Below are 7,815 nucleotides of genomic sequence, written 5' to 3' on the forward strand. Positions count from 1 at the left end.
GGGTTGGGGGCGGGGACCGTAGCACGCGCGTCGTGACAGGCCGTGCGAGTCCGCGCGGCTGGCCGCCGTGGGAGAGGGCAACCCGCAGTACCGTGGGCGGGGCCGGTGTGAGACACTTCCCGCTTCCCATGGTCGAAGACTCCAACTCCGAGCGACAAGTCATTGGCGACCGTTACGTCCTGGAGCGGCGGCTGGCGGGCGGTGGCATGGGCACCATCTGGGTGGCGTTGGATCCCAAGCTCCAGCGCCGCGTGGCCCTCAAGCTGATGGCGGCCCACTGCGCGCCCGCGCCCCTGGCGCGCCAGCAGTTCGAATGGGAAGCGCAGGCGATTGCCCGCCTCCAGAATCCCCACGTCATCCAGGTCCACGACTGCGACCTCTCCGGCGAGACGCCCTACATCGTCATGGAGTGGCTGGTGGGCGAGGACCTGGAGGCCCTGCTGAACCGCCGCGGCCGGCTGTCCCTGGCCATGGTGGAGCGGCTGGTGACGCAGACGGCCCGCGCGCTCACCGCCGCGCATGCCGCGGGCGTCATCCACCGCGACCTCAAGCCGGCCAACCTCTTCCTCGCGCGCACCGAGCATGGCGAACAGGTGAAGGTGCTGGACTTCGGCCTGGCGCTCCTGATGTCCGGCGGCGCGGCCCGGCCGCACCCCGAGGAGGAGATGGCCGGCACGCCCCGGTACATGAGCCCCGAGCAGCTCCGGGGGCTGGCGCCACGGCTGGACCACCGCTGTGACCTCTGGGCGCTGGCCGTGGTGGCGTACCGCGCGCTGACGGGACAGCACCCGTTCCCCCTGGAGTCGCTGCGGCAGATGCGCCTGGGCAACGTGCCGCCGCCGCCCGCGACGCCGTCCAGCCTGGCGCCGGAGCTGGGCACGGAGGTGGACGCCTTCTTCGCGCGCGCCCTGGACGTGGACCCCGCGCGCCGCTTCCAGTCCGCGCACGAGCTGGCCTCCGCCCTCACCCACGCGGTGGACGCGGGCCGGCCGGCGCGCCCGGCGAAGGTCCTGGTCGTGGATGACGAGCCGGACATCGTCGTGCTGATGGAGCAGAGCTTCCGCAAGCAGATCCGCCGCTCCGTCTACCAGTTCCTCTTCGCCGCGGACGGCGAGGAGGCGCTGGAGGAGCTGCGCCAGCACCCCGACATCGAGGTCGTCCTGTGCGACATCAACATGCCGCGCATGGACGGGCTGACGTTCCTGTCGCGCGTGGGGGAGATCAGCGCGCTGACCCGGGTGGTCATCGTCTCCGCGTATGGCGACATGAACAACATCCGCACGGCGATGAACCGCGGCGCCTTCGACTTCATCACCAAGCCCATCGACTTCCCGGACCTGGAGGCGACGCTCGTCAAGACGCTGAAGCACGTGCGCGAGCTGCGCCGCACCGTGCGCTACACGGAGGAGAACGGCCTGCTGCGCATGTTCGTCCCGGGCGCGGTGCTGGAGCGGCTGCCGCCGTTGCTCCAGGGCTCGGACGCCATGGCGGGGGAGTGGGTGGACGGCACGGTGGTGTTCATCGACGTGGATGCCTTCACGCCGGTGCTGCACCAGGAGGCGCCACCCGAATCCCTGCGCCGCCTCAACGCCAACTTCGAGGCCATTGTCCCGGAGCTGCTCGCGCGCGGCGGCATCGTGGACAAGTTCATGGGAGACGCGGTGATGGCCGTCTTCCGGGGCCCCGGGCACGTGGACCTGGCGCTGGAGGCCTGTCACGCCATCCACCGGCAGCTGGGCGCGCTGGCGTCGCGTGGCGGCCAGGGCGCGCCCTACGCGCATGGCGTCTGCATGGGCCTGGATTCAGGCGACCTGGTGGCCGGCAGCGTGGGCGCGAAGGCCTCCGGCCGGCTGGACTTCACGGTGCTGGGAGACGTGGTCAACACCGCGGCGCGGCTGGCGGTACGGGCCGGGCGCGGGCAGGTGCTGGTCAGCGGCCGGGCCCAGGCGCGCGCGGCGTCACGCTTCCACCTGGTGCCCGTGGAGACGGGCCTCTTCGAGCTGACCCGCGACGAGGGCCACGGCCCACCGGGCACGGAGGACGCGACGGCCTTCCTGGCGCCGGGAGCGGCGGCCGAGGGCCGCGGAACCACCCGGGGCGGCTGAGGGTGCTCCGCTCCCGGCGCACGGGAGCGGGGCAGGGGAGGCCAATCAGGCCTGGGTGACGCGCACCGTGGTCTTCATCTCACGGCCGGACGCCGGGTCGCGCGCGCGCATGGTGAGGATGCCCTCCACGTTCACGTCGAAGGTGATCTCCACCTGCGCGGAGCCCGCGCGGCCGGGCTGGATGCCGGAGAAGGTGAACTCACCCAGCATGTCGTTGCGGGCCACCAGCTCGTTGTCGCCCTGGAAGATGCGCACGGCGAGCTCGGTCTGGTTGTCCATGCTGGTGGTGGCCAGCAGCTGCTTGGCGTTGGGGATGGCCGCGTTGCGCGGGAAGACGACGTGGAAGGCGCCGCCCGCCTTCTCCAGGCCAATGGCCATGGGAATCACGTCCAGCAGCTGGATGCGCAGGTTGGTGTCGTCCTGCAGCGAGTGCGCGTAGAGCGCGGCGCCAATGGCCACCGCCTCGTCCGGGTGCACGCCCTTGCTGGGCGGCTTGCCGAAGAACTTGGTGAGCCGGTCCTGGACGATGGGCATGCGCGTCTGGCCGCCCACGAGCATGACCTCGTCGACGTCCTTGGTGGACAGTCCCGAGTCCACCAGCACGCGCGCCACCATCTGCAGGGTGCGGTCCACGAGCTGGTGGGTGAGCTGCTCCAGCATCTTCCGGGTGAACTTCATCTCGATGTTCAGGGGCTGGCCCTGGGACGTCATCGTGATGAAGGGGATGTTGAAGGGGACCTCCTCGCGCGCGGACAAATCGATCTTCGTGCGCTCGGCCAGGTCCTTGATGCGCTGCATGGCCACCGGGTCCGTGGCGAGGTCGATGCCCGTCTTCGCCGCGAAGTCCTTGAGGACGTGGTGGATGATGGCGTTGTCGAAGTCGATGCCACCCAGGAACACGTCACCGCCGGTGGACTTCACCTCGAAGACGCGGTCGCGAATCTCGATGATGGAGACGTCGAAGGTGCCGCCGCCCAGGTCGTAGATGACGACCTTCTCCTTCAGCCCCTTGCCCACGCCGTAGGCCAGCGCCGCCGCGGTGGGCTCGTTGATGATGCGGACGACCTCCAGGTCGATGAGCTTGCCCGCGTCCTTCACCGACTGGCGCTGCCGGTCGTTGAAGTAGGCCGGCACCGTCACCACCGCCCGCTTGATGGGCATCTTCAGGTAGTTGGAGGCGACCTCGCGGATCTTCCCGAGGATCTTGGCGCTGATCTCCTGGAGGGTGAACTCCTTCTTCCCCACGTCCAGGGTGACGTCGCTCTGCTTGCCGGGGCGCATGTTGTACGCCACGACCTTCTTCATCGTGTCGACGACCTCGCTGCCGAAGCCCCGGCCCACCAGCCGCTTGGAGCCGTAGACGGTGTTGCGCGGGTTGAGCTGCCACTGGCGCTTGGCCTCGTAGCCGATGAGTTCGTTCCCCTTGTCGTCGATCGCGAAGATCGAGGGGATGGTGTACTCGCCGCCCTTGTAGGGGATGAGCTTGACGTTCCCGCTGTCCTCGACGATCGCCGCGCACGAGTTCGTCGTGCCGAGGTCGATGCCGATGATGGGCTCCTTGTGCATCTTGCTTGGACTCCGGGTGGGTAGGCCGCAGAGGAAGAAAAAGACCGTAGCGCACCCTCGCGTCGCGCGCGAGTTCACACACCGCGACGTTTGCCGCTCCCCGGGAATGCGGACCCGGGCTCCCTGCTTCCCCAGGAAGGGGCCTTGGCGCTCCCGGTGCCCGCCCGGTGGCCAGCAGCGCGTGCCCCAGCCGACAATGGCAGCCGGGGTGCTGGACATTGGTGGCCCGGGCGGAAAACGTGGTGTTGGTGGTGGATGACTGACCAGAGGAGAGTCAACTTGGACGCGAAGGGTTATCTGCAGGAAGTGGGCGCGCAGGTGAACGCCGACTTCGTCAAGAACCGGTCGATTCTCTCCTTCGAGGAGTATCTCTCCCTCTTCTTCAGCGACCCGAAGGGCCAGGCCCGCAACGCGGCGCAGTACCTGCGGGACGTGATGGACCACTTCGGCACCACCCCGGTGCCGCACCCCACCGGCACCATCCGGCGCTTCCACGTCTTCGACGCGCCCGGGGGCGACCGGGACGACCGGGTGGCGGGCCAGGAGGAGGTGCAGAACGCCATCTACCGGCTGCTCGGCAACTTCGTGCGGGCCGGCCGCATCAACAAGCTCATCCTCCTGCATGGGCCCAATGGCAGCGCCAAGTCCACGCTCGTCAACGCCCTGAAGGAGGGCATGGAGGCGTACTCCCGGCAGCCCCAGGGGGCGCTCTACCGGCTCGCCTGGGTGTTCCCGTCGGAGAAGCTCATCAAGGGCTCCATCGGCTTCGGGGAGCGAGACACCGCCGGTGGGGAGATGACCACCTTCGCGCACCTGGAGGCGGAGTCCATTGACCTGCGCATGCCGTGCGAGCTGAGGGATCACCCGCTCTTCGCCGTCCCGCCCGGGGAGCGCCGCAAGCTGCTGGAGACGGCCCTCAAGAAGAAGGGCCTGGGCAACGGGGACGGGGAGAGCGGCGACTTCATCCTGTCCGACTACGTGCGGGACGGCGAGCTGTGCTCCAAGTGCCGCCGCATCTACACCGCGCTGCTCAGCTCCTACGGCGGGGACTGGCTGAAGGTGATGCGCCACGTCCAGGTGGAGCGCTTCTACGTGTCGCGCCGCTACCAGGTGGGCACGGTGACGGTGGAGCCGCAGATGAGCGTGGACGCCGTCGTCCAGCAGCTCACCGCGGACCGCACCCAGCTCAACGTGCCCGCGCCGCTGCACAGCACGGTGCTCTTCGAGCCCCACGGCCCCCTGGTCCACGCCAACCGAGGCCTCATCGAGTACGCGGACCTGCTCAAGCGGCCCCTGGAGGCCTTCAAGTACCTGCTGGGCTTCAGCGAGACGGGCGAGGTGCCGCTGGAGCCCTTCGTCCTCCAACTGGACGAGGTGCTCATCGCGTCCGCCAACGAGAAGCACCTCAACGCCTTCAAGGAGCTGCCGGACTTCGCGTCGTTCAAGGGCCGCATCGAGCTGGTGCGCGTGCCCTACCTGCGCCGCTACCGCACCGAGCAGCAGATCTACGACGCGCAGATCACCTCCACGACGGTGGGCAAGCACGTGGCGCCCCACGCCACGGAGCTGGCGGCCATGTGGGCGGTGCTCACCCGGCTGAAGAAGCCCATCCCGGAGCGCTATCCGCAGGACGTGAAGGACCTCATCGACCAGGTGACGCCGGTGGAGAAGCTGCATCTCTACGAGGAGGGCGCGCCGCCGGACCGGCTGAGCCTGGCCAACACCAAGGAGCTGCGCAAGCTGCGCGAGGAGCTGTTCACGGAGTCGGACGCGTACCCCAACTACGAGGGGCGCTCGGGCGCCAGCGCGCGCGAAATCAAGACGGCGCTCTTCAACGCCGCGCAGAACGCCGACTACAAGTGCCTCAACGCGCTGGCGGTGCTGGAAGAGCTGTCCGCCATCTGCAAGGACAAGAGCGTCTACGAGTTCCTCTTGCAGGAGGTGGTGGACGGCTACCACGACCATGACGCCTTCGTGCGGCTGGCGGAGGCGGAGTACCTGGACCGGGTGGACTCGGAGGTGCGCGAGTCCATGGGCCTGGTGTCGGAGGGGCAGTACCGCGAGCTGGTGGAGCGCTACATCCAGACCATCAGCCACTGGGTGCGCGGAGAGAAGATGCGCAACCGCGTCACCGGGGGGATGGAGGCGCCGGAAGAGCAGCGCATGGTGGAGGTGGAGGCCATCATCATGCCGCGCGGCGAGGACGCCACCGACTTCCGCCGGGGGCTCATCGCCTCCATCGGCGCGCACCGGCTGGACAACCCGGACGCGGACATGGACTACAGCCGCATCTTCCCGGACATGTTCAAGCGCCTGAGAGATCACTACTTCGAGGAGCGCAAGCGGGTGCTGCGCAAGAACAAGGAGAACGTCCTCAAGTACCTGTCCGAGGACCGCAACCAGCTCACCGCGCGCGAGCAGACGCAGGTGCAGAGCACGCTGAAGAGCATGGTGGAGCGCTACGGCTACTGCGAGGCGTGCGCGAAGGACGCCATCCTCTTCCTGATGAAGAAGCGCTACGCGTGACGGGGCAGGCGTCCGGGGCCCGCCTGGACGCCTGCTTTCAAAGCCGGAAAGGGCTCGGGATGATGGGAGCTGCCAGGGAGTTGTCCTGGCTGCATCCGTTTTCCACCCCCAGACCGGAGAGTCGATGACCCGCTTCCTCCTGGGCGCCCCCGCCCTGCTCGCCCTCGTGTCGTGCGCCGGTGCCCCGTCTCAGCCGGCCGCCGTCACCCCCGCGCCCCAGGTGGCGCCCGTCGTCGAGCGGGCCCTCGCGGTGCCGGACGCGCCGCGGCTGACGCGCAAGGAGCAGGTGCGGCGCATCCTCCCTCACAACGTGCGGCTGCAGCTGGCCTCGAAGGGCCGGGTGCGGAGCACGGCGTCGGGCGTGGTGGTAGGCGCCGAGCGGGATGCGGACGGCGCCACGGTCGCCTGGGTGGTCACCAACGCGCACGCGGTGGCCATGGATGGGATGGAGGCGCCGGAGCTGCGCGTGCTGGTGGACCGCCGCGCGGAGTCGCTGGAGCACCGGGGCGAGGTGGTGGCCATGGGCCAGGTGCCTGACCTGGACCTGGCGCTGGTGCGCGTGCCGGGGCTGGACCTGCCCGCGGTGGAGCTGGCGGACGACGCGGAGCTGGAGCTGGGCGAGGACGTGGTGGTGGCCGCCTCGCCGTTCGGCCGTGCGCTGTCGCTGTCCGGCGGCATGCTGTCCCAGGTCGAATGGGACAAGGCGTCCCAGCGCCCGAAGATGGTGAAGACGGACGCCCCCATTGGCTACGGCGCGTCGGGTGGCGGCATCTTCAGCCTGGCGACGGGCCGGCTGCTGGCCATCGTGGAGGGGTACCGCACCGCGAAGGTGGACTTCGAGGTGCAGGAGGAGAACTACAGCTTCGACGTGCCCATGCCCGGAGAGACGTTCGCGGCGCCCAGCGCGAAGGTGCGCCACTTCCTCCAGGCCAAGGGCTTTGGCCGGCTGCTGGCGCGCAAGCCCCTGTCGGAGGGTGGCGTCGCACAAGCCGCCGGGCGTTAGTTCCTTCGCGCGGTGTCCCGGTCCGCCAAGGCGTGCCTGGCTGGAATCTCGACACCGCGCGAGAGCGGGGTACATCCGCCCGACGGGAGGTGTGGGATGGCCGGACGTGTCTCGTGGGATCAGTACTTCATGGACATCGCGACGCAGGTGGCCTCGCGCGCCACGTGTGATCGCAAGCACGTGGGCGCTGTCATCGTCCGGGGCAGGACCATCCTGTCCACCGGCTACAACGGCGCCATCCGCGGGCTGCCACACTGTGATGACGTGGGCCACATGATGGAGAACGGCCACTGCGTGGCCACCGTCCACGCGGAGGCCAACGCCATCATCCAGGCGGCCACCAACGGCGTCAGCATCGAAGGGGCGACCATCTACACCACCGCCTCGCCGTGCTGGCCGTGCTTCAAGCTGATCGCCAACGGGGGCCTGGTGCGCATCGTGTTCGGCGAGTTCTACCGGGACCCGCGCATCTTCGAATACGCCGCCCGGCTGAAGCTGGACCTGGTGGGGCTGGGCGAGGCCGCCCGGCCTCCCGCCTCGGGTACCTGATCACCCTGCACGGCGGGGCAGGACAGGCCGCTCCGCGCGGCGCGCGCGCGCTCCTCGATCGTCACC

Annotated in this window: 5 protein-coding genes; 4 read left to right on the forward strand and 1 reads right to left on the reverse strand. The window is 69.3% G+C overall.

Going from position 1 to position 7,815, the window contains the following annotated elements:
- Positions 1-32: 32 nt before the first annotated feature.
- Positions 33-2,105, forward strand: a complete 2,073-nt coding sequence (locus G4D87_RS29440; protein WP_163786027.1) for a protein kinase domain-containing protein — start codon at positions 33-35, stop codon at positions 2,103-2,105.
- Positions 2,106-2,150: 45 nt separating this feature from the next.
- Here the strand turns inward: G4D87_RS29440 and G4D87_RS29445 are convergent, their stop codons facing one another.
- On the reverse strand, positions 2,151-3,671 hold the full coding sequence (locus tag G4D87_RS29445) for an Hsp70 family protein (protein WP_163786028.1): 1,521 nt from the start codon (positions 3,669-3,671) through the stop codon (positions 2,151-2,153).
- Positions 3,672-3,950: 279 nt separating this feature from the next.
- On the opposite strand from G4D87_RS29445, the gene G4D87_RS29450 reads away from it, so the two are divergent.
- The 3 genes from G4D87_RS29450 to G4D87_RS29460 all read left to right on the forward strand — a co-directional run bounded on the left by G4D87_RS29450 (position 3,951) and on the right by G4D87_RS29460 (position 7,749).
- Complete coding sequence (locus tag G4D87_RS29450; RefSeq protein ID WP_163786029.1) at positions 3,951-6,197, forward strand: PrkA family serine protein kinase; 2,247 nt, start codon at positions 3,951-3,953, stop codon at positions 6,195-6,197.
- 124 nt (positions 6,198-6,321) lie between these two features.
- A complete protein-coding gene (locus G4D87_RS29455) occupies positions 6,322-7,200 on the forward strand; it encodes a S1 family peptidase (RefSeq protein WP_163786030.1) in 879 nt (292 codons plus the stop codon).
- Between the two features lie 96 nt (positions 7,201-7,296).
- Positions 7,297-7,749, forward strand: coding sequence for a deoxycytidylate deaminase (locus tag G4D87_RS29460; RefSeq protein WP_163786031.1), 453 nt, complete (start codon positions 7,297-7,299; stop codon positions 7,747-7,749).
- Positions 7,750-7,815: the final 66 nt, after the last annotated feature.

The sequence above is a fragment of the Myxococcus vastator genome (assembly GCF_010894475.1).
Lineage (GTDB): Bacteria > Myxococcota > Myxococcia > Myxococcales > Myxococcaceae > Myxococcus > Myxococcus vastator.